This is a genomic window from Amorphoplanes friuliensis DSM 7358, from assembly GCF_000494755.1.
Lineage (GTDB): Bacteria > Actinomycetota > Actinomycetes > Mycobacteriales > Micromonosporaceae > Actinoplanes > Actinoplanes friuliensis.
In genome coordinates this window covers 561,716-584,820 of sequence record NC_022657.1, presented here as the reverse complement: position 1 = coordinate 584,820, position 23,105 = coordinate 561,716, and the positions used below count along the sequence as shown (strand labels likewise).

The 23,105-nt window shown below is 71.4% G+C and carries 14 protein-coding genes; 5 read left to right on the top strand and 9 right to left on the bottom strand.

Annotated features, from left to right (window positions below; translation table 11 throughout):
* The first annotated feature begins 22 nt into the window (after positions 1-22).
* Positions 23-1,066 (top strand): S66 peptidase family protein, encoded by a 1,044-nt coding sequence (locus AFR_RS02670; RefSeq protein ID WP_023357756.1) that lies wholly within the window; start codon positions 23-25, stop codon positions 1,064-1,066.
* Here AFR_RS02670 and AFR_RS02665 read toward each other — a convergent pair.
* Positions 1,050-1,571, bottom strand: a complete 522-nt coding sequence (locus AFR_RS02665) for a TetR/AcrR family transcriptional regulator (RefSeq protein WP_041840548.1) — start codon at positions 1,569-1,571, stop codon at positions 1,050-1,052. The two genes, AFR_RS02670 and AFR_RS02665, sit on opposite strands and share 17 nt — an antisense overlap.
* 118 nt (positions 1,572-1,689) lie before the next feature.
* Between AFR_RS02665 and AFR_RS02660 the strand changes: the two genes are divergently transcribed.
* Together AFR_RS02660 and AFR_RS02655 are read left to right on the top strand one after the other, a co-directional pair.
* Entirely contained in the window at positions 1,690-3,597 is a 1,908-nt protein-coding gene (locus AFR_RS02660; protein WP_041840547.1) for a glycosyltransferase, read from the top strand.
* Positions 3,518-4,585 (top strand): hypothetical protein, encoded by a 1,068-nt coding sequence (locus AFR_RS02655; protein WP_023357753.1) that lies wholly within the window; start codon positions 3,518-3,520, stop codon positions 4,583-4,585. Before AFR_RS02660 ends, AFR_RS02655 begins: the two co-directional genes overlap by 80 nt.
* Here AFR_RS02655 and AFR_RS02650 read toward each other — a convergent pair.
* The 4 genes from AFR_RS02650 to AFR_RS02635 form a co-directional block, all read right to left on the bottom strand.
* A complete protein-coding gene (locus tag AFR_RS02650) occupies positions 4,582-4,839 on the bottom strand; it encodes a DUF6582 domain-containing protein (RefSeq protein ID WP_238547228.1) in 258 nt (85 codons plus the stop codon). The two genes, AFR_RS02655 and AFR_RS02650, sit on opposite strands and share 4 nt — an antisense overlap.
* A gap of 298 nt (positions 4,840-5,137) precedes the next feature.
* Positions 5,138-8,077, bottom strand: a complete 2,940-nt coding sequence (locus AFR_RS02645; protein WP_023357751.1) for a hypothetical protein — start codon at positions 8,075-8,077, stop codon at positions 5,138-5,140.
* Between the two features lie 25 nt (positions 8,078-8,102).
* Positions 8,103-8,726 (bottom strand): helix-turn-helix transcriptional regulator, encoded by a 624-nt coding sequence (locus tag AFR_RS02640; protein ID WP_023357750.1) that lies wholly within the window; start codon positions 8,724-8,726, stop codon positions 8,103-8,105.
* A gap of 159 nt (positions 8,727-8,885) precedes the next feature.
* The gene (locus AFR_RS02635) at positions 8,886-9,212 is read right to left on the bottom strand and encodes a hypothetical protein (RefSeq protein WP_023357749.1); all 327 of its coding nucleotides are present in this window, start codon (positions 9,210-9,212) and stop codon (positions 8,886-8,888) included.
* A 428-nt stretch (positions 9,213-9,640) separates the two neighbouring features.
* Here AFR_RS02635 and AFR_RS02630 point away from each other — a divergent pair, with 428 nt between their 5' ends.
* Complete coding sequence (locus AFR_RS02630; protein ID WP_023357748.1) at positions 9,641-11,944, top strand: BTAD domain-containing putative transcriptional regulator; 2,304 nt, start codon at positions 9,641-9,643, stop codon at positions 11,942-11,944.
* Positions 11,945-11,999: 55 nt separating this feature from the next.
* Positions 12,000-15,458 carry an ATP-binding protein gene (locus tag AFR_RS02625; protein ID WP_023357747.1) on the top strand — a complete coding sequence of 1,153 codons (3,459 nt, stop codon included), beginning with the start codon at positions 12,000-12,002 and terminating at the stop codon, positions 15,456-15,458.
* Here AFR_RS02625 and AFR_RS02620 read toward each other — a convergent pair.
* The 4 genes from AFR_RS02620 to eccB are packed head-to-tail and all read right to left on the bottom strand — an operon-like array spanning position 15,452 to position 23,103.
* Entirely contained in the window at positions 15,452-15,784 is a 333-nt protein-coding gene (locus tag AFR_RS02620) for a YbaB/EbfC family nucleoid-associated protein (RefSeq protein ID WP_438829923.1), read from the bottom strand. The genes AFR_RS02625 and AFR_RS02620 overlap by 7 nt on opposite strands.
* A gap of 16 nt (positions 15,785-15,800) precedes the next feature.
* Entirely contained in the window at positions 15,801-19,106 is a 3,306-nt protein-coding gene (locus AFR_RS02615; RefSeq protein ID WP_041840546.1) for a right-handed parallel beta-helix repeat-containing protein, read from the bottom strand.
* Between the two features lie 4 nt (positions 19,107-19,110).
* On the bottom strand, positions 19,111-21,738 hold the full coding sequence (locus tag AFR_RS02610) for a hypothetical protein (RefSeq protein WP_023357744.1): 2,628 nt from the start codon (positions 21,736-21,738) through the stop codon (positions 19,111-19,113).
* A gap of 6 nt (positions 21,739-21,744) precedes the next feature.
* Positions 21,745-23,103: a type VII secretion protein EccB gene (gene eccB, locus AFR_RS02605; RefSeq protein WP_023357743.1), complete on the bottom strand. Its 1,359-nt coding sequence runs from the start codon at positions 23,101-23,103 to the stop codon at positions 21,745-21,747.
* Positions 23,104-23,105 lie beyond the last annotated feature (2 nt).

Genomic DNA, 23,105 nt, shown 5'->3' with positions numbered 1-23,105 from the left:
TGGACGCGGCTTGGATGTGTCCATGCGTCCTGTTTTCGCCGACCCGCCCAAGCTGTCTCCCGGCGACCGTGTCGCCGTCGTCTCGCCGGCCTTCGCGGCTCCGGCGGAGTTCCCCGCCCAGCACGAGCAGGGACTGCGCCGGCTCCGCGAGGAGTTCCAGCTGGAGCCGGTCGAATACCCGTCGACGCGCCGGCATTCGTCGGCAGCCGAACGGGCCGCGGATCTGACTGCAGCCTGGGCCGATCCGTCGATCCGCGCCGTCCTGGCGACGATCGGCGGTGACGACCAGATCACCGTGCTGCGGCACCTCGATCCCGGGCCGTTCCGGGCCGATCCGAAGCCGTTCTTCGGCTTCTCGGACAACACCAACCTGCTGAACTGGCTCTGGACCCACGGTGTCGCCGGGTACCACGGTGGCTCGACGATGATGCACGTCGCCCGGGGCGGCGGCCTGCAGGCAGTCTCCGCCGACTCGTTACGGGCTGCGCTCTTCACGCCGGGTGACCTCGAGATCCGGCCCCTGGAACGCTTCACCGACGAGGAGGTGGAGTGGAACGAGGGGACCTCCCTGACGCAGGCGCCGCCGGACTTCCCCAGCCCCGGGTGGTTCTGGCATCAGCCCGACCGGGTCGTCTCCGCGCCTGCGTGGGGTGGCAGCCTCGAGATCCTGCACTGGACGCTGGCGGCTGACCGGTGGGTCCGGCCCGTCGAGGACTACGCCGGGTGTGTGCTGCTGCTGGAGACGTCCGAGGAGATGCCGTCCGGTGGGGAGGTCCACCGGATGCTGCGCAACTTCGGCGAGCGCGGCCTGCTGGAGCAGTTCCCGGCGATCCTGGTCGCCACGGCCAAGGCCACGGTGTTCTTCGACCCCAGGCCCGTCGAGGAACGTGACCGATACCGGGAGGAGCAGCGGGAGGCCGTGCTGCGGGCGCTGGAGGCCTACAACCCCGGCGCCCTGGCCGTCTTCGGCGTGGACTTCGGGCACACCAGCCCGCAGTGGGTGCTGCCCTGCGGCGGGCGCATCACCGTCGACGGGCCGGCGCGGCGGATCACCGCGCACTACTGAGGGCTTCGACCTCGGCGGCGAAGAGGCCGTCGGGGTCGACTCCCATCGACGTGAAGTTGCCCTCGATCTCGAGGCTGACAAAACCGTGCAGGCGGCTCCACACGGCAACGGCCCCGAGCACGGTCAGCATCCGCTGCAAGGCGTCGTCGAGGCGCTCGTCGTGGGCGTCGTACCCGGGCAGCGGCGCGCCGAAGAGCAGCCTGTACCGGTGGGGATGGACAGCCGCCCACGTGCGGTAGGCCGCGGCCAGCTCCGGCAGACGGCGCGATGCGGCGGAGATCGCGGTGGTCAGGTCGGTGTACGCGTCCAGGATCAGCTCGGTGAGCAGGGCGTCGCGGCCGGCGAAGTAGCGGTAGAGCGCCGGGCCGGAGACGCCGAGCTCCTTGGCGATCGCGTTGATCGACAGCGCCTGCGGTCCGCCCTCGGCGAGCTGGCGCAGGGCCGCGTCCTTGACCTCCTGGCGCATCTGCGCGCGGAAACGGTCCCTGATCCCCCCGGGCGTCATCCCCCGAAGTTACAGCCGTGGCGCAAGGTGAGACCCACTAACTACCCGGATCGGACCTACCGTACGTCCGGTTTCTCCTAGCCTGACCTGGGGAGCCGACGGCGGTCAGGGGGACGGCATGGTTCAGTCACCTGTCGCACCCATGGCCGTGGGCGACCTCCTCGTCAACGCGAACCTGCTCACCCCGCAGCAGATGGCCGACGCGATCCGCGCCCGGATCCGCACCGGTTCACGCCTGGAGAGCATCGTCATCGCGGCCGGGATGGTCCGCCGGCACGACGTCTACCGGGTGCTCGCCGAGGCCTGGGACCTGCTCTACCTCGACGCGCTCGAGGAGGAGGACTTCGACGACGATCTGGTCGCCGGTCTCGATCCCGCCCAGCTCGTCGACGAGGGCTGGTTCCCCGTACGCCACATCGGCGGTAATCGGGTGCTGGTCGCGACGGCCGAGGCGCCCACCGACACCCGTCGTGCACACGTCGCCGGCATCCTCAAGGCCGACGTGGTCTTCGCCGCGGCCACCGGACTCGACATCGACACCGCCGTCGTGCGGGCGTTCCGGGGTCAGGTGCTCGACGAGGCGTGCCTCGGGTTGTGGCGGCGCGACGAGGACCGCTCCGCGCGTACCGTGCTCAACGGCCGGCAGAAGGTCCTGCTGGCGATCGGCCTGGTGCTGCTCCTGGCCGGCCTGGTTTTTGCCACCCGCTGGACGATCGTGGTGATCTCGGCCGCCGTTGGGCTCGCGTTCCTGGTCAGCGTGACGTTCAAGTTCGTCATGTGCCTCACCGGCGTGCGGTACGAGGGACTGCAACGTGTGACCAAGGAAGATGTCGACGCGCTCAAGGACACGGATCTGCCGCCGTACACGGTACTTGTCCCGGTGTTCCGGGAGAGCGAGGTGGTCAAGGACCTGGTGGCGAACCTCGGTGCGCTCGACTATCCGACCTCGAAGCTGCAGATCCTGCTGCTGCTGGAGGAGGACGACCGGGAGACGCGGGAGGCGGCGCTGGCGTCGAACCCGCCGGAGACGATCACCTTCGTCACCGTGCCCAGCGGCTCGCCGCAGACCAAACCGAAGGCCTGCAACGTGGGGTTGTTCCTGGCCCGCGGCGACTACCTGGTCATCTACGACGCCGAGGACCGGCCCGACCCCGACCAGCTCAAACGGGCCGTGGTGGCGTTCCGGCGCGGTGACCGGTCACTGGTCTGCGTGCAGGCGGCCCTGAATTACTTCAACGCCGACGAAAATGCCCTGACCAGGATGTTCACGCTCGAGTACTCGTTCTGGTTCGACTACATGCTGCCGGGGCTCGAGGCTTGGCGGATGCCGATCCCGCTCGGCGGCACGTCCAACCACTTCCGGACGAACGCCCTGAAGGTCCTCGGCGGCTGGGACCCGTTCAACGTCACCGAGGACGCCGACCTGGGCATCCGCGCCGCGGCGCTGGGCCGGACCGTCGGTGTCATCGAGTCGACGACGTTCGAGGAGGCGAACCGGGCGTACGGCAATTTCCTCCGCCAGCGCTCGCGGTGGATCAAGGGATACATGCAGACGACGCTGGTGCACCTGCGGCATCCGGTGAAGCTGTTCCGGCAGACCGGACCGCGGGCGGCGTTCGGCTTTGTGATGCTGGTCGGCGGCACGCCCGTGAGCTTCCTCTGCGTACCCCCGCTGTACGCGCTGTTCCTCGTCTCGCTGCTCGTCCCGCCGGACGCCCTCGCCCCGTACTTCCCCGGCTGGGTCATGTGGATGAGCCTGCTCAACCTGCTCCTCGGCAACGCCCTGATGATCTACGTGTCGATGATGGGCGCGTTCAAACGGCGCCGCTACAAGCTCGTCGCGTGGGCGCTGCTCAACCCGGCGTACTGGCTGATGCACTCGATCGCCGCCTACAAGGGGCTGTGGCAGCTCATCACCAAGCCGCACTACTGGGAGAAGACCGCCCATGGTCTCAGCACCGTCGACGCCAACGACCCGGCGCCCGGGAGCGCACCACAAACCGCCGACCACCCGGTCCGCACCTGAGTGGGTTCGCCGCCTGGCCCTCGGCGGCGCCATCGCCCTGCCCTACGTCCTCCTGGCGATCTTCCGCGGCGTCGGCCCCGACACCCCGAACGCCAAGCTCGACCGCCTCGGCAGCGAGATCAAGTGGGGTTCTAGCGACCTCGGTTTTGTCCGCGACATGTACCCGCCCCTGCCCTCCGGCATCGCCGGCGCCCTGCCCGGCGGCAGACTGGCCCTGGGGATAGCCGGCGCGCTGCTGGCGGCGTTCGTGCTGGAATTCCTGATCACCCGCCTCCGCCGCCGGCAGCACCCGTGGTGGCTGATCGCCCCGGTCATCATCGGCATCGGCGCGATGCCGGTCTACGCCCGCACCGCAATCGACGACCTGGCCACCTTCGCCGGCCTGGCCGCCCTGATCTTCGCCGTGGCGGGACTCCTCGAATTCACCGGCCTCGGCGACACCGGTGGTGGATTCCGCGCCGGCCTGGCCCTGGGCATCGGCGTTGCCTGCGACCTCAACGTGGCCGTCTACGCCGTGGCCATCGGCGTCGCGGCACCCCTCATCGCCCGCCGGCGCTACCAGGGCATCCCGTACGCCACCCAGGCCGCGATGCTCGTGCTGATCTTCCCCGCGTGCGCGGCGCTGACCGGCTGGGCGTACCTGGAATGGCGCTTCAGCGGCGGCGCCTTCCACGCGGTCCACCTCGTCGGCGGCGGCACGGACGGCCTCACCGCCACCCTGCTGGCGATCGCCACCTCGCCGGTCTTCCTGCTCTCCGCGGTGATCCTGCTCCGCCAGAACGCCGCAGCCGCCGTCGCCCTGGCCATCCCGGTCCTGAGCCTGATGATCAGTACCGGCCTGGGCCTGACCAACGGCGGCGGCACGGACCACATCGTCCTCGCCCTGATCGGCGCCTTCACCATCGCGGCAAACCCGAGCCTGACCGTCATCCGCCTCTACGCCCTGGCGGTCGTCATCCAGGTCGGCCTCGGCTCAGTCCTGGCCTAATGACTGCTGTTCGTGGTGTGCGGCTTCTTCCCGAACTGCCGCCAACTCGTCTCGGTCATCTCGATCCCATAATGCTTCGCGGCGACCTTGATGTTCTCGAAAGCCTCGTCCCGCTCAGCGTCCGTCACACCCTTCACCTGATCGAACCGAGCCATCGCATTCCGCACATGCTCAGCATCGGTCATCGGTTCCTTACGCTTACCCGCAAAGGCATAGGCGCTGTCCGGAAGCTCCTTACGCTCCTCAGCCGACAACGTCCCATGCTCATCCACAGGCTTCCAAGAAGTAGCCATGACCAGGAGATACCCCACTCTCAGGGATAAGAACATCCAATGAAGGCGATAAGGCCGACCACGCACGGGCCCCCGCACGGTGGCTACGGAACAAAACCACGACGAACATCCCACAGTGCCAGCAGTTGACCTGAACAACGAGCGCCACCGACCCGCAGCGGGACACCAACCGCAACCAACTACGGACACCATCCCCGCCGCCGGTGCGCAGTAACCCCGCCAACCACGCAGCGCTAGCAAGCGACGGCCGCACCGAGGGTCAGTAAAGACCGGGAACTGTCGTGAAGCGGTGAGTAGCAGCGGGCCCAAGAGCAGGCTGACTCGTCGACCGCGCCCATTGTTCGACAGAGCGCCGCAACGACGACAGAGCCAGATCATCGAAGGGCACATGACCACGGTCGGGTTCGTCGGTGGAGAGCTCACGAAGGAGCAGGTGGCCACGAGTCTCCGAACCAGGTTCGGCCGCGTCGAGAACCTTGAACGAGGTACCCGGCAGGAACAGCACACGACCATCAGCACGGTGGTCGTCATCGGGTTCGAGCAGACGGGTCCGCCGCGCGGTCATCGACCAGATGAGGATGTCGACGTTGCCCGGAAGGCCAGGCGGGGGCTCGGTCAGAGCCGAGGTGAAACCCCAGTCGGTGAGGACACCCCGGTCACGGATCTCCCGCAGGTCGGCGTCGGACAACTCAGCGGACAGCACCGTCGCACCACGATGGGAGGGCAACCGGCCAAGACCGCTGGCGACGCAGCGAGCGAACGGAACCTGCGGGCCGATCGCCCCGTCACGCAGAGCCGCATCGAGGCCCACACCCAGCGCCGACAGGTAGAGGCGGACGGCCACCGCGTCGACCATGGTGTCCGGCCCCGCCTGAAAGCCGGGGTGTTCGGACAGCACACGAGACACCGAGCTGGCCGCCGCGTCGTACTCACGGCTGAAGGTGCTGCGCAGCCAGGCACGCTCCTCCGCAAGACCCACCGGGGTCGGCAGGCCGCGAGCATCGGACTCAGGCGTGGTCTGGAACCGCAGGTGACGCGGAGTCGCGGCCAGCGGCAACACCGCGGGACCATCCTCGGGCTTGCCGGACTCGAAACGAACGGGCTCACTCGGCCCCGAGTCCCGTTGACCGGGCACGGTCGGCGCGGGCGGGTTGAGAGGCGGCCCCAAGCCTACGGTTCCGGAGTAGCCGAGAGCGGGAGAGCTCGGAGCCGATCCGGAGCGGCCGAGGTCGGACGGGTCGAAGCTGAGTTCAGCTGGTCTAGAACCGGCGCCCCCGAACCGGCCAAGATCCGACGAGCCGAGATCCGACGAGCCGCGGCCTGTCAGTTCGGAGGGGCCGACCCGGGACGGGCCGGCATGGGCGGGAACGTAGTCCGTCGCAGGAGGATCCTCGAGAAGGACCGACCCGGAGCCGTCCACCGTGGACGCGCTACGGGACACCGACTCGGCCACGGGACGACCACCGGCCTGGTCGAGGGCTTCCAGAACCCGGACCGCAACCTCAGGCGTGATCACCCGCTCACCCGGCGACGAGGCCTGCCCCGACCGTGATCCAGACGGCCGGGTCGGGAGCCGTGTCGGATGCGGGTCGAAGCGCGGTATCACTACGTCCGACGAAGCCTCGTCCCAGAGCGGAACCGAAACGCTGCGGTCCTGCTGCGGACCAGGCCGCGACGGAGGGCTGTCACGCACGCGCCGCTCGGGCACAGCCGGTTCGGCAGCAGCCAGGCTGCCGCCCGCCTTGCCGCGACTAGCAGCCCCGAGCACCACCGCCGGCGCTGCGTGACGGTCGGATTCCAGCTCGTCGGAGGCCAGACCGGCGGGAACCGCAACCTCCAGACTGCCGGCTGCCGCCACCTCGATGCCTGCGGCGGGAGGCGTCGGGATCTGGTCCAGCGCCAGATCGGCCTTGCTGAAGCGGAACGTCGAGCCGTCGGCCACAACACCCCCCGCCGCGGCCTGGGCACGCTGGCCGGTGCGGACGACCGCCGTCGCCAGCTGCATGGCGCTGCGGGAGCGGGTCGGGGGGTCGAGGCGGGCGACGAGGTCCTCGGCGAGTTCGCGGAGGCGGACCACGCGGGACGGGTCGGTGTCCTCGACGACGACGGCGTGCAGGGACGGGTCGGCGGCGCGGGCGCGGACACGTTCGGCGTGTCTGGGCGCCACCGGGCCGCGGATCCACAGCCCCGACTGGATGATCTCGACGACGGCGTCTTCCGCGTACCGGTAGATCAGGGGGCCGGCGGGGTCGCCGAGCATGAGGGGCGCGCGGTAGCTCAGGATTTTGGGGGTGCGGGCCGGCATCGTGGATCGGACGCGGGGGGTGTAGCCGAGTTCGCGGGCGAAGACCTGCCAGCCGAGGTCGCCGTCCTCGGTGACGGTGTGGATCCGGGGGCGCTCGGGGCGACCCACCGGTACGCCGGTGAAGCAGACGATCGGTGCTTCGAGCAGGTCGGCGAGCGCCTGCCCCAGTGGCTCACCCTCAGGGAGCTGCACGGGTCCGTAGTGGACGAAGCGGGCGCGGCTGCGACCCTCCTCGCCCAGGTCACGCCAGAAGCGGGCCACGTCGTCGAGGGCCAGGGGCGGGGTGCCGGGGCAGCCGAGCACGATGGTCAGCGCTTGCGGCTGGCAGGGCAGGGCCGCGGCGAGGCGCTGCCAGTGGTCGCCGATCGCCGGCTGGTCGCGGGTGTCGCGGATCCAGACGCCGCCGGGCAGGGGTTCGACGGCGCCGACCGCGCTGGTCGGCAGGAAGTCCGCGGCAGCGCCGTCCCAGGCCGGGGTCGGGTAGCGCTTGGCCTCCCATGCGGGCGGGCGGCCGGGGCTGTAGCGGACCCAGCCGCTGCCCTCGGCCGCGTGGACGAACAGGCCGCCGTGCGCGCCGCGGATCATGTGCCCGTAGGGCGCGATGACCGGGCGGCCGAGCCGGTCGGAGAGCCACTGTCCGGCGAGGACGGTGGTGTCCTGACCGGCGCCGCAGATGACCAGGCGGATGCCGCGCCGCTGCCGGTGCAGGGCGCCGGCCACCGACTCCCAGATGCCGACGGGCAGGTCGTCGTGCAGGTCGAGGACAACGATGTCATTGTCGGCGTCCTCGTCGACCGCGAGCGCCAGCGACTGTGCCTCCGGGCTGATCCGCTCGCGGGCGTGCAGGACCAAGGCGTTGCCTACCGTGTGTTTTTCGATCGACGCCGTGCGCACCGCTCACCTCCCAGCCGCAACGACCTCAGATCATGCCGGAGCGCAACGCGTACGCGACCGCGTGTGACCGGTTGCGCAGCTTCAGGCGATGGGTGACCCCGTAGATGACGTTCTTGACGGTGCGCTCGGAGTAGCAGAGCTCGCCGGCGATCTCGTTGGTGTCGAGCCCGTCCGCCATCAGCCGCAGCACGTCGATCTCCCGCGGGGTCAGGCCGGACGCGTTCAGGCCGTGCGGGGTGAGGACGTCGCGCTGGAGGCGTTCGATGTGCTTGAGGAGCTCACCGACGAGGTTCGGGGGCATGACGCCGCCACCGGCAGCCGCGGCGAGCACGCTGTGCACCAGGCGCTCGGCGGTCACGGCGGGCCGGGGCAGGATCGCGACGACCCGGCACTCGACGGCGGTCAGCAGCTCCGTCTCGGTGATCTCGTTGGTGATCAGCACGACGGGCGCACCCACCTCGGCCGCGGAACGGCGCAGCATGGCGACGACGTCGGTGGTGAGGCGGTCGACGGAGACGACGAGGACCTTGGCGTCGGCCCGGTCGGCGCTGCGCAGCAGCGTGAGCTCCGGGCGCGACTGCAGATAGCTGGCAAGTCCCGCCTGGCTGAGCGGATCCGATGCCTGCAGGGCTACGCGCACCTGTTCCACTGCTACCTCCGGTTTGGTCGTTATGGCCGGGTCAGTCTCCGGAAGCGTTCTTCAGAAAATCTCCACGGCGTCTTCATCGCCGTGAAGAAGTCCTGAAGGTTTAGCCATAGACGCAGCTCATTGCCGAACTATAAAAACATCTTCATGTTCTGCGGCGGGTTAATCGACGGGCGGGAGCAGTCCCCGGGCCCGGCGCAACGCCTCGATGTACTTCGGCAGCTCGGCGACCGCGCTCTCGAGACGCCCGGGTGCCAGCTGGTCGACGAAGACCGCGTCGACCACGTCCTGGCGCAGCTCGGGCGGCAACGCGTCCAGCTGCTGCACGGGCAGCTGCTGCCAGATGCGAATGACCCGCAGCCTCGCCCTGATCATCGCGAGGGTGCGCTCCAGCCCGGCAATGACCTCGTCGGCGTTGACCGGGTCCAGCACGAGGCGGCCCTCGGTCGCGAGCGTGAGGAACAGGTCACCGGCGAAATCCCCGCTCATCGACCCCTCCTCAGCGCACCCGGCAGGCACCTGGCACGGCAGCGAGTCCACCAAAGAAGCCGCGGTCACGGAAGGCCGTGGGCCCGGTCATGCCCGGGTCTCCCGCCTTCTTTGCCCGCGTCGTCGCGGGCGGGTTGACCGATCGCTGCCCGGATACGCGGCGCCACTGTGGGTTTTTGTGGATTCTGCCGGGAGCCCCGAACGGTAAAGAATCTGCAAAGGGCGACGCGCGGACCTGCTAAGGCAGCGCTATGGTGGTTCGCGCGCGGCGCATTCACACGCTTGCGCGGCCCCATTAAGAATGGGGACGGGGATTTTCGCACCTAGCAGGGCACCTGACGGGGACGTTGGTCGGCGGTGAACGAAAGCTTGCACGTTCAACTGCTGAGTGGCGGGAGCGATCCCACGACGACGAGGTTGGGAAACCGATGGCGGTAGCGCACGAGGGCATGGACCTTCGTCTGCTCGGCCCTGTCCGCGCCTGGCGTGACGGCGCCGAACTCGCCCTGGGGTCCGCCCGGCGTACGGCGGTCTTCAGCGTGCTCGCCCTGCACGCCAACCACGCGGTCTCCCGGGAACAGCTGGTCGCCGCGGTCTGGGGTGACGATCCGCCCGCGAGCGCGACCGGCAACGTCTACACCTATGTCTCCTCGCTGCGGCAGGTTCTCGAGCCCAGCCGCGACCGGTGGGCCGCCGGGCAGATGCTCACCTCCGGTGGCGGCAGTTACTGCCTGCACGTGCCGGGCCACGTTGTCGACGTCTACCGCTTCGAGTCGCTGCGGGAGGACAGCCGCCGGCACCGGGCCGCCGGTGACCGCCTCGGCGAGCTCGCCGCGCTGGAGGCGGCCATGGGCCTGTGGCAGGGCGAGGCGCTGACCGGCGTCCCCGGCCCGTACGCCGAGGCCCAGCGCCTGCGCCTCACCGAGCTGCGCCTGGCCACGGTGGAACGGCACGCCGGACTGCTGGTGGAGCTGGGCCGGCACGAGGAGGCGATCGCCGCGTTACGCACGCTGGTGGCGGCGTACCCGCTGCAGGAAAACCTGCACGGCCTGCTGATGTCCGCCCTGCACGCGAGCGGCCGCCGGTCCGAGGCCCTGGAGGTGCACAGCCGGCTGCGGACGCTGCTCCGGGACGAGCTGGGCACCGAGCCGAGTGCGGCGCTGCGCGCGGTTCACACCCGGGTCGTCGGCGGGCAGAGCAGCCCCGCCGCCGCACCGGTGGCCGACGTTTTCATCGGGCGGGCCGCCGAGCTGTGCCTGCTCCGTGACGCGGTCACCGAGGTCGCTGCGGGTCGTGGTGGCAGCGTCTGGCTTCAGGGCACCGCCGGCATGGGCAAGTCGGCCCTGCTCACGGCCGCGCTGCGGGACGCGACACCGGCCGGCTGCCGGGTCGGCTGGGGTGTCGGCGACGAGGTGGCCCGGCGCATGCCGCTCGGTGTGTTGCGCGAGTGCATCGAGTCGGCCCTGTCCGGCGAAGAGAGCCCTGAGCTGGTGACGGCGGAGGCGGCGGTGGCCGTGGTCCGCCGGATCGCCGCGTCCGGTCCCCTGGTGCTGATCATCGACGATCTGGAGCTGGCCGACGACGCCACGCTGCGGGTCTGGACGGAGCTGCACGCTCTGACCCGGGAGCTGCCGCTGCTGCTCGTGGGGGCGGGGGCACCGGCCACCGACGATCATCGCCTAGATCCGCTCCGGGCGGTGCGGCCGCGCCCGGTGCTGCTCGGCGGGCTGCCTCCCGGTGATGCGGCCGCGCTGATCCGCCTGCTGGCCGACGAGCTGCCCGAGCCCCGGGCGCTGCGGCGCCTCCTGGCCGACGCCGGCGGCAACCCCTTCTACCTGCGGCATCTTGCGGCCGCGGTGGGCGCGGAGACCGAGGCCGGCGACCCGCTGCCGGCCGAGGTGCTGGCCGCGGTCTCGGCTCATCTCGATCCGCTCGGTGAGGAGACACGGCAGATCCTGCGGGCCGTGGCCTACCTGAGCGCCGACCACACCGGTGCGGGCAGTGACGTCATCTGCACGGTGCCGGAGGTCGCGGCGGTGACCGGCCGCCCGATCGAGGAGATCGACCGGGTGCTGGCCCCGGCCCGTGCGGCGGGAGTGCTCGGCCGGGGACCACACCTGGTGTTCCAGCACCGGATCGTGGCCCGCGTCCTGCACGAGGGCACGCCGACCGCACTGCGGGTGATGCTGCACCGTTCGTTCGCCGAGAAGATCGCCGCCGCGGGGGCCGCTCCGGAACGTGTGGTGGCGCAGCTCCTGGCCGGGCCGGTGCCGCTGGACCCGTGGGCGAGTCAGTGGCTCACCGCGCACATCGACGAACTGCGCGTACGCGCCCCCAAGCCCACGATCGCCGTGCTGCAGCGGGCACGCGCGCAGTACAACCTCGACCACGACACCCGGCTCGAGCTGACAGCCTGGCTGGCCCGGCTGCTGTTCCGGGAGAACCGCAACGCCGTCGCGGAGGCGGGCTGGGTGGCGGCCCGGGCCACCGACCTGACCCTGGAGGCGGAGATGCGCTGGATCGTCGCCGCGACCCACGACCGCAGTGGCGACTATGCGGCCGCCGCCGAGGTCGTGCGTTTTGTGCTCAGCGCCCGCAGGGCCCCTGAGCAGTGGTTGAACCGCTTCCGGACGCTGCTCGCCCAGCTGCGCCCGAACCTGCCGGGTAACCCGACTGTGCCCCACATGCGGCGCTCGATCACCTCACCTGATCCAATTTCTGTTATCCGCTGACGGCTGCGTGGTCTCCACGTGTATGGGATCCCCGAACCTCGGAGACGGAGGACAGGTGCCGACCTCTTCCGATGACCGGCTCCGGATCTCGGTGCTGGGCCCGGTCCGGGCCTGGCTCGGGGAGCGGGAGCTCAATCTCGGTCCCGGCCGCCAGCGTGCGCTCTTCGCCGCGCTGACGGCGAACGCCAACCGGATGGTGAACCGCGACGAGCTGATCGAGGCGGTGTGGGGTGCGTCGGCCCCGGCCACCGCGACCGGCAGCGTCTACACCTACATCTCCGGGTTGCGGCGCAGCCTCGACCCGGACCGCACCCACCGGGGCACGGACGAGTTGCTGGCCTCCGGCCCGTCCGGTTACCTGCTGCGCGTCTCGCCGGGTGCGCTGGACAGCGACCGGTTCGCCGAGCTGTGCGCGCAGGCCACCGAGCTGCGCGAGTCCGGTGACCTCGCCGGCGCGGCGGCGCAGCTCGACGAAGCGCTGGCCCTGTGGCACGGCGAGGCGTACGGCGGCCTGTCCGGTCACCGGCTGGAGGTCGAGCGCGCCCACCTGGCCGAGCTCCGCCTGGCCGCGGTCGAGCAGCGGGCGCGCATCGTCATGGAGCTGGGTGACGACGGCCTGGTCGCGGAGCTGGCCGGACTCGTCCGTGACCACCCCCTGCACGAGCCGTTGCACGAGTTGCTGATGCTGGCCCTGCACCGCACCGGACGGCACGCCGAGGCGCTCGAGGTCTTCCGGGCGGCCCGGCGGACCCTGGTCGCGGAGCTGGGTGTCGAGCCCGGTCCCGCGCTGACCGAGCTGCACCGGCGGGTGCTGGCGGGATCGTCCGAACCGGACACCGCTCCCGGTCCGCAGCCGGTCGCCCCCATCGTGCCGACACCGGTGGCCAAGGCCATCCGGGACGGCCTGGCCGAGCGCCCGCTGGTCGGCCGCGACACCGAGCTCGGACGCCTCCGCGACCTGGTCCGCGCGGTCAGCACCGGCACGGGTGCCGCCGTCTGGATCGAGGGCGAGCCCGGCATCGGCAAGACCGAGCTGCTCACCGCCGCTTTCGCCGCTGTCGGGGACGACGGCTGCCAGCTCGCCTGGGGTGTGGCGGACGAGCTCGACCAGCACGTACCCCTGCAGGTGGTCACCCGCGCCCTCGGCATCGAGGTGGAGTCACCCGACCCGCGGCGGGCGGCCCTCGCCGGTGAGATGCACGGGGCCGACTCCGAGGATGCCGGTGCCGCGGAGCGTGTGCTCGCGTACGTCCGGGCGACCTGTGCCGTTGCGCCCCTCGTCCTCGTCGTCGACGATCTGCAGTGGGCCGACGACGCCAGCGTCCTGCTCTGGGACCGCCTGGTGGCGGCGACCCGGCGGATGCCGCTGCTGCTGGTGGCCGCGGCCCGGCCCGAGCCGAACGGTCGCGCGCTGGCGCAGCTGCGGCGTGGTGTCCAGTCCCGGCAGGGGCACACGCTGATGCTCCAGGCGTTGCCGGCCGCTGACATCGAGGCCCTGGTGACCACCCTGGTCGGGGCCCGGATCGGTCCGCATCTGCGCGGCATCGTGCCCCGCTCCGGCGGCAATCCGCTCTGCGCCCGCGAGATGGCGACCGCGCTGCTGCGCCGTGGGGTCGTGGAGATCAGCGACGGCCGGGCCGAGATCGACGCGTCGGTGTCCGTGGAGGCACCGCGGTCCCTGCTGGCCGTGGTGCGGGCGACGCTGGACTTCCTCACCGAGGACACCCAGGAGGTGCTGCGGCTCGCGGCCCTGCTGGGCACCGAGTTCGCCGTCGACGACGTGGTCGCCGTGACCGGCCGGTCACCGTTCGACCTGATGGTCAATCTCGAGGAGGCGCTGGCCGCGAACGTCGTGGTCGACGCCGGCACCGACCTGGCTTTCCGGCACCCGTTCCTGCGGCAGGCGCTGCACGAAAGCATCCCCGCGGCGGTCCGGTCGACACTGCACCGGCACACCGCCGAGGTCCTCTCCCGGGGTGGCAGCCCGGTGACCCGGGTCGCCGAGCAGCTCGCCGCCGAGACCCCGGTGGTCGACGAGTGGGTGGTGAGCTGGCTGGTCACGCATCACGCGGAGGTCGTCAAACGCACACCCCGCATCGCGGGCGAGCTGCTGCGTCAGGTGCTGGCCACGACCCTGCCCACGGTCGGGCAGCGGGAGGCCCTGCTGGTCGCCCTGGTCAAGCTGGAGTTCCGCCACGACCGGTACCCGATGGACGAGGCCCGCGAAGCGCTCGGCATCACCACCGACCCGGCCGACCGCGCGGAGATGCGCCAGCTGCTGGCGGCGATGCGCTTCCGGCGCGGTGACCCGGACGGTGCCATCGGCATGCTGGCCGGCGCCGTCGACGACCCCGACGTGCCGGAGATCTGGCGGACCCGGCACCGGGTGCTGCTGGCCAACTTCCGCCGCGGCGAGCTGAACGACCTCGACCGCGCCGACCGGAACGCGCAGCGGGTGCACGACGAGGCTGTTGCGGTGGGCCAGCCGTACGAGGCCGCGTTTGCGCTGCAGACGACGTGGCTGACCAACTCGATCCGCCGCGATCACGAACGCGCCCTGGAGTACGTCGATCGGGCGCTGGACATCATGCACGACCACCCGACCTTCGCCGGCATGTACTTCGACCTGCTCGACAACCGCATGTTCACGCTGCAGAACCTCGACCGGCTGGACGAGGCTGAGCGGACCCTGCGCGAGGCGGCACTCTTCGCCATTCGCCACCGGCTGCCCGCCAGCCTTCAGGTCGCCTCGGCCGTGCAGTACTACTGGCTCGGGCGCTGGGACGACGCGACCGCCGAGGTCAGTGCGGTCACCGACGACGCACCCGGTGTGACCTTCCTGGGCATGCGGGAGCCCGGTGCGGTGACGATGCTGCTGCACGGGGTGGCCGCCCTGATCGCCGGGCACCGCGACGACGCCGATCTGGCCGCAGCCCACCTGGACGCCGCCGACGCGCTGCCGGCGACCGACGCCGAGCGGGAGAGCTGCGACTTCCTGCTGGTCGCGCGGGCTCTGGGCGCCGAGCAGCAGGACCGGCCGGCCGACGCGCTGGCGATCCTCGCTCCCCTGCTGACCCCCGAGTACGCCCCGATGATGCTGCGCCATCAGTGGCTGCCGGACGCGATGCGGATCGCGCTGCAGATCGGCCGGGAGGACGTGGCCCGCCAGGCCACGAAGATCTGTGCCGACGAGGCGGCCAAGGAGGTGCGGCCCGCCCGTGCCTGGGCCGCCGCCGCCCGCTGCCAGGCGTTGCTCTCGGGCGACCCGCAGCCCGTGCTGGAGGTCGTCGCGCACTACCGGGCCGTGGGGCGGGTGCCCGAGCTGGCCGCGGCCTGCGAGGACGCCGCCGTGCTGCTGGCCGCCCGGCGCCGCCCGCACGAGGCGGCCCTCTGCGGCGGCGAGGCGGCCGAGGTCTACACCGTGCTCGGCGCGCGCTGGGACCTGCGCCGGCTCCGTCGCCGGCTGGCCGAGTACGGCATCGACCCCGTCCGGGTGGCGGTACCGGCTCAGTAAAGGTTGATCTCGACCGGGCCCATCTTCTGCTGCGCCAGCCGTCCCGCGGCCGCCGCCGCTGCCCGCACGGCCTCCGCGATCGCGTCCTGCAACTGCCGCGCGTCCCGCAGATCAAAAACCCGCGGATCTACCTGTACGGCCTTGAGCTGCCCGAGTCCACTCGTCAGCACCGTGACGGTCCCGTCGCCGGAGCGCCCGGTCACCACGGCACGCTCCAGATCGGACTGTGCGTCGATCATCTGCTGCTCGAACGCGCGGGCGTTGTCGAGAAAACCCTGGAAATCGGGCTGCACAGCTGCCTCCTCGCTCCTGTCAGCCGAGCTCATGTCAGCCGAGCTCATGTCAGCCGACCGCGGCCAGGCCGCCGGCCTGGCGGGCGGGGACCGGATCCGGGCTGCCCCGGCCGGCCAGTCCGGTGAGGTCGGCGAGGGCCAGCGTCCGTGACGCCGCCGTACGCGTGAGCCCCCACGAGAACAGGTGTGCCGCACGGACGGTCCGCTCGCTGAGCCCGGTGGTGAGACCGGTGATCGCCTGACGGACGTCGTCGGGCACCTCGTGGCCCCGCCGGACCAGATGCCGGACGACGATGTCGGCGAGCTCGGCGGTCGTGTAGTCCGGCACCGACCACTCCTGGCCGAACGCCTCGGCGAGGCCCGGCACGGTTGTCCGCAGGTGCGCCAGCGCGGCGTCCTCACCGATGAGCACGACCACGGGGTCACCGGGGCCGGCCCGCATCTGCTCGACCAGCGACTCGACGATCTCCACGCCGTTGCCCGAACCGTCGTCGGTGTAGTCGACCACCAGCACACCGCCCTCGGCGTCCTGCATCGCCGCCCGGACCAGGCTGCGTGCCTGACCCGGCCACTGCGGTGCCAGCTCCTGCCCGGTCGAGACCCGGACCAGGTGACCGACCGGTACGAGGTCCAGCTCGGACAGTCCGGCGGCGTAGAGGCGGGCGAACTCGCTGCGCCCGCTGCCCGAGCGGCCGCCGAGCAGGACGTTGCCGTGGCGCCCGTACGCGCGGCGCCGGTTGCGCAGCTCGCACAGCTGCAGCAGGGTCTCGCCGACGGCGTCGCGAACCCCCGTCGCGCCGACCAGATCGCAGACGCGGCGCCAGCTGCGCGCGGCGTTGATCGCCCCGGTGGGGTTGGTCGCCGAGTCCGGCTGGGTCACGTGCTCGACCGGCAGGTCCTCGAGCAGTGCCAGCTCGGGCGCCAGGTCCGCGCCGGTGAGCCGGTTGAGCTCGATGTCCTTGGTCGGCGGCACGGTGGCCAGCCGCGAAGCTTGGTTGTTGATCATTGCTTCGAAGAGCTTGCGGGCCACACGGCCGTTACCGAACGTCGAGTTCTTCGGGACCCTCTCGAAGTACGTGGTCAGCGCGTCGATCGCGTCGTCGGTGAGGTCGTAGTAGTGCTTGCTGCACAGGTTCGAGGTGATGGTGACGAGCTCGGCCACCGAGTAGTTCGGGAACTCCACGGTCCGGGTGAAGCGGGACGCCAGACCGGGGTTCGACTCGAGGAAGCGTTCCATCAGCTCCGAGTAGCCGGCCACGATGACCACCAGCTCGTCGCGGTGGTCCTCCATCATCTTCATCAGCGCGTCGATGGCCTCCTGACCGAAGTCCGGCCCCGAGCCGCCCGACCCCGCCGACAGCGTGTACGCCTCGTCGATGAAGAGCACCCCGCCGAGCGCCTTGGTGACCAGCTCGGTCGTCTTGATCGCCGTCGAGCCGATGTACTGCCCGACCAGGTCGGCGCGGGCCGCCTCGACCATGTGGCCCTTGGACAGGATGCCCAGCTCGGCCAGGACCGAGCCGTAGAGCCGGGCGACCGTGGTCTTACCGGTGCCGGGAGGACCCGCGAAGACCAGGTGCCGGCTCATCGGCGGCATCGGCAGGCCCATCTGGAGCCGGACCTGCGACATCTTGATCAGGTTGATCAGCGCGGTGACCTCGTGCTTCACGCCGCGCAGACCGATCAGGCTGTTCAGCTCACGCAGCGGGCCACTGAGCTCACCCTCGGGCTCGGGCGGCGCGCTCTCGTCGGCCTGTTCGGGCTCGGGAACGTAAGCGGCCGCAGCGGGCGTCGCGCGGCCACCGGTCGTGAGCGACTCGACCACCGGCTGGGCGTCCGCACCGCGATGGAGGTCCTCGGCGCCGCTGTCCTGCACCACACACCGGGTGATCGACACGGGCTCGGTCGTCTCGACGCTGATCCCGGCGCCGCCGCTGCCGAGGATCTCGCAGTCGGTCAGCGCACCCCGGGAGCCGGCTTCCCAGCGGACACCGGCCAGCCGCGCGGCGCGTACGCGGGTCTGCGTGGCGGTGACCGTGGCACCCGCGGTGACCAGCAGTCCGTCACCGGACGCGTCGACGATCTCGCTGTCCCGGATCTGCAGCTCGGAGGCGTCCCCCAGGCGCAGCCCGGCGCCGCGGAGCACGGTCGAACGCAGGTCCAGGGTGGAGCCGCCGTCGATCGTGAGGCTCGCTGTACCCGTACCGGTGAAGCGGGCCTCGCGGACCGTGCCGCGGGCGGCGCCGACCAGCTCGAGGGCCACGGCGTTGCCGCTCTCGACCTGGAGGTCACTGCCGTCCAGGGAGGCACCGTCCTTGACCAGCAGCCCGGCGCCCTGCGTCACGGTGGACCGCAGCCGGTCGACGGTCGCGGAGGCCTCGGCGCTGACGATCGCAACGTGGTCGGAGGTACCCCGGACGGTGAGGCCGGTGAAGCGGGGAGCCGCGGCACCGTCGACGTTGACGCCGATCTTGGAGTCCGTGACCGTGCAGTCGGTGAAGACGGGCCGGGCCTTGCCGGTGATGTGCGCGGCGGTGTGGCCGGCCGAGGCGAAGGTGCAGCCCTTGAACTCCGGCGCCGCACCGTCGGCGATGTGCACCGACTGCAACGCGGCACCGGTGAACTCGGAGTCGGTGATCACCACGTCGACCTCGCTCCGCAGGAAGACGTCGACGTTCGCGCTGCCCCGCACGGTCAGGCGGTTGACCCGCGCCCGGCCGCGCTGCTCGACCACCAGGGCCGGCTTGCCCGCACCGATGATCTCGCACTGCTCCATGACGAGCTTGGCGTCGCCGTTGACACAGATGCTGTTCGCGCCGGTGTCCCGGACCACGCAGCGGCGCAGGATCAGCGAACCCTGCTCACCGACGACGATGCCCGAAGTGCTGACGTCCCGGACCACGGTGTCCTCGACCGTGCTCGTGCCGGGGGCCGTGACCACGATGCCGGCGCCGCCGCTGTTGCGGACCTCGCAGCCGCGCAGGGCCAGCGACCCCTGCAGCCGGGCCAGCAGCGTGACCCAGGCCGAGCCACTGATGCGGCAGTCGTCCAGGGCGACCTCACCCGAGTACACGTCGACGGCGGCCAGCTTCGGGTCGGCGCTGGACAGCGTGATGCCGCGCAGCTGGGCACCCTCGCCGTGCACCGCGAGGACACTGCCCTCCTCGACGAAGACCTCGACGGCACCACCGGGTTCGGCGCTGATCGTGATGCGGTCACCGACGACCAGCTTCTCCGCGTACCGGCCGGGGTGGACCGAGATGGTCGCCCCCGCCTGGGCCCGGGCCAGCGCGGCACCGATCGTCGGGAACGATCCGGCCCGCTGGCCGCCCACTGTCAGCACCTGTCGGCTCATGGGGTCACCCCTTCCGCTCCAGGCCGGGCAGGACGCCGAAGCGGCCCGCCGAGGCCGCGCCGATGCGTTGCCTGGTCTCGGCACCGGTCCAGCGCTCGACGCTGCGGCGCAGCGAGGCGACCGCCAGCTCGTCCAGCGAGACCCGGTCCGGGTCGACCCGGCCGCCGTCGTCGATCTCGTTGCTGCCGATCTCGCGCAGCAGGATCGCGCCGCGCTCCGCACCGGACGGCGGGCGGCACTCGAGAACCTTGAAATTGGTCCCGGGCAGGAACAGCACCCGGTCCTCGATCCGTTCGTCACCCTCGGGCTCCAGCAGGGCCGTCCGGCGTGCGGTCATCGACCAGATCAGCACGTCGGTGCTGCCCTCCTGACCGGCGCAGGGCGCAGTCAGCATGCTGACGAAACTCCAGTCGGTGACCAGCTTGCGACCTGCGTAGACGTCCCACTCGGCGGCCGTCGGGGTGGCCCGGTAGACCGTCGTGCCCCGGAACGAAGGCAGGCGCGACAGACCCGAGACCGCGCACCGCGCGAAGGGCACGTGCGGGCCGTTCTTCCCGGACCGCAGCCCGGCATCGATGCCCTGACCTCTCCGGGACAGATACAGCCGTACGGCCACAGAATCGGCGAGCACGTCCGCGGCGGACAGGGCACCACCCTGCATGCCTGGGTGCTCGGACATGATGCGCGAGACGGAGCTGGCCATCGTGTCGAACTCGCGGCTGAGCATGCGGCGCAGCCAGGCCCGTTCCTCGTCGAGCGGGCGGCCCGGGAGCAGCGCGCTGGCGCCGGACGCCGGGACGGGCTGGACCCGCACGTCACCCTCGACCGGCTCCGGCTCCAGGACCTGCAGCTTTACGGTCTCCGGCTCGGGCTCGCGGGGTGGCAGCGGAACAGCCACCTGCACGGGCTCGACCACGGGCTCGACCACCTGGGCCTGGATCGGCTCGGCGACCGGAACCTGAACCGGCTCGGCCTCAACCGGCTCGGCCTGAACCGGCTCGGCTTGAATCGGCTCGGCCTGAATCGGCTCGGCCTGGATCAACTCGGCGTGGATCGGCTCGGCGACGGGGATCTCGACCGGCTCGGCCACCGGGGCCTGGCTGGGTGCCGCCACCGGCACCTCGGCCTGCGCGCGGACCGGCACCTGGATCGGGGTCTGGATCGGGGCCTGGATCGGGGTCTGGACCGGGGCCTCGATCGGCGCGGCCACCGGCTCGACCGGCACGGAGATCTCCGCGACCACCATCGCCGCGGGCGACGCCACCGGCGGCGTGAACTCCGCGACCGTCATCGCCGGCACCGCGGTCACCGGCGCGATGGCCTCGACGTGAGCATCCACGTACGCCTCGGCCCGGCCCGGACGCTTCATGCCCGGCACCAGCACCGACGCGGGCAGCAGCGCACTGCCGGCACCCGCCAGCTGGTCGAGCCGCGCGGCCAGATCCTCGGCGAGTTCCCGCATCCGCCCGGACTGCGTGTCGATCGTGTCGTCGAAGATCAGCGTGCTGCCCTCGGGGTCGAGTGCGGCTCCGCGGACGCGTTCGGCGTTGACCGGCTCCTCGGCGGCACGCACCCACAGACCGGCCTGCACGACCTCGACCACCGCGTCCGGGGCGTACCAGTAGACCCGGGGTGCGATCTCCTCGGTCCAGCGCAGCGGCGGGCGGTGGCTGAGCACCGACGGGCGGCGCGCCTTCGAGTTGGGGTGTGCCCGTGGCGAGTAGCCGAGCTCGAGCGCGAACGGCGGCCAGCCCAGCACGCCGTCCGGGCGTACCGTGCGGATCTCGAATTTGTTCGGGCTGCCGACCGGGACGCCGGAGTAGCAGACGATGTTGGTGGCGAGCAGGTCGGCGAGGGTCTGGCCGAACGACTCACCCTCGGGCAGGCGCAGGTCGCCGTACTGCACGAAGCGCGCCCGGGAGCGGCTGTCGTCGTCGAGGTCGCGCCAGAAGCGGACCACGTCGTCGAGCGACAGCGGCGCTGTCCCGGGGCAGCCGAGGAGCACGGTCATCGTCTCGGGCTGGCACGGGACGTCGGCGATCAGGCGTTCGCGGTGTTCGGTGACCGTCTCGGTCTCGCGGACGTCGTGGATCCAGACGCCGCCGGGCAGCGGCTCGATCTCCCCCGTGGAGCTGGACGCGCGCTTCTCGGTCGCCGCCTTGTCCCACAGCGGCGTCGGGTACCGCTTGGCGTCCCAGGTCGGCGGTTTGCCCGGGCGGAACCGCACCCAGCCGCTGCCGGGTGTCGAGTGCACGAAGAGCGCGCCGGCCGAGCCGCGGATCAGGTCACCGTCGGGCGCGATGACCGTACGGTTCAGGCGTTCCGACAGCCACTGCCCCGCCATCGCGGCCGCGTTCCGGTGCTGGCCGCACGCGACCAGGCGGATGCCGCGGCGCCGGCGCGGCAGCACACCGGCCATCGACTCCCAGGAACCGATCGGCAGTCCGGGACCGAGGTCGAGGACCACCACGTCGTTCTCGGTGTCCTCCACCACGGACAGCGCCAGCGACTGTGCCTCCGAGCTGATCTCGTCCTTGGCGTGCAGGACGAGCGCGTTGCCCACGGTGTGCTGGACGACCCCGCCGGGACCGCCCTTCCCACCGCGCAGCAGTGCTCTGATGCCGGTTGCCATGACGACCTACCTCCCTGCGAGACCGGAAACGGCCTCGCGGCTCAGCAACGGCCCCTGCGGCAGCGTCGCCAGCAGGCTCTTGGGGAACGGCACCAGTCCGATTTTGTCGAACTTGAGGGCCGACACGGTCGCCGAGTCGGCGAGCGTGAAGGCGGTGCCCTCCTCGGAGATGAGGGAGACCTCGGGGGTGATCCGTGACTCCTTCGGTACGGCGACGACAACCATCCCGGTGCCCGGACGGGCGTACACCGAGGTCCGGCCGTCGGGGTCCACGGCGGACCGGTCCTGCGGCACGTAGACGACCGTGCTGCTGAACGAGTCGGCCGAGGCGGGTTGCTGGCGCAGGCAGAGGACGGCTCGGCCCGGGTCCTGCCAGCGCAGGCCGGCCAGGTCGGGCAGCCGTGAGGTCAGCGACCGGTCCTCGGACTTGGGTGCGTCGACCACCGCGGCCGCGTCGAGCTCCACCGGTGCGCCGGCGCCCTTGGCGTCGGCGAAGAGGAACTCGGTCCGGCTCATCGGCGCGAGCCCGTCACGGCGGAGCACGAACAACTGTTCCTCACCGGCGGCGGGCTTCTGCCGGAAGAGCGTGCCGATGGCACGACGCTCCCCGCCGACCTCCGGTCCCTTCGTCCCGGCGCCCGGGATCGCCGCGGGGGCGAGCGCCTCACCGTCCGGAAGCCAGTCCAGCCAGACCTGCGGGGCCCGGATCGGGCGGACGTTCGCCGCGCCGAGCGCCACCAGCACGGCGTCGTCGGCGACGCGGAACTTCCTGCCCTCGGCCAGCAGGTACGGCACACCCTTGGCGTTCTGTGCCACCGCAAACCGGTCACCCGGCAGCGGCGCGTTGTCCGTACGCGGGTCGAGGTTGACCCCGAGCTGCGGTCCCGGGTTGTCGATGACGGATCCGGGCAGGCAGGTCAGCCACGGCCCGGGCACGAGGGCGTCCGCCGCGGGCAGCGACTGCGGCGCACCGGCGATGCCGATCGCGGCGCCGCGCGGCACGTCCTTGAGGGAGTTGCGGGAGATCAGCTTGACCTTGGCCGCGTTGCCCTGGATCAGCATGGCCGACGTGAGGTTCGGGGTCGGGTGCAGCACGCCGTTCAGGTAGACGTACCGGGTGCCGCTCTCCTTCTCGACCAGGATGGCCCCGGCCTGCCGGAACGCCTTGCTGCCGCCGGGGACGATCCAGCCGTAGACCGCAAAGCCGCCGGCGACGAGGACGACCAGGATGATGCCGATCAGCAGTCCGGTCTGCGCGCGACGGCCGGGGATCTCGGCGCTGGTCGGGTCGCCCTGCACGAGGGCGGAGCTGAGCCGGCCCATCATGAAGGTGTGGGCGTGGACGTGGTCCCGCTGGGTCTGCACGC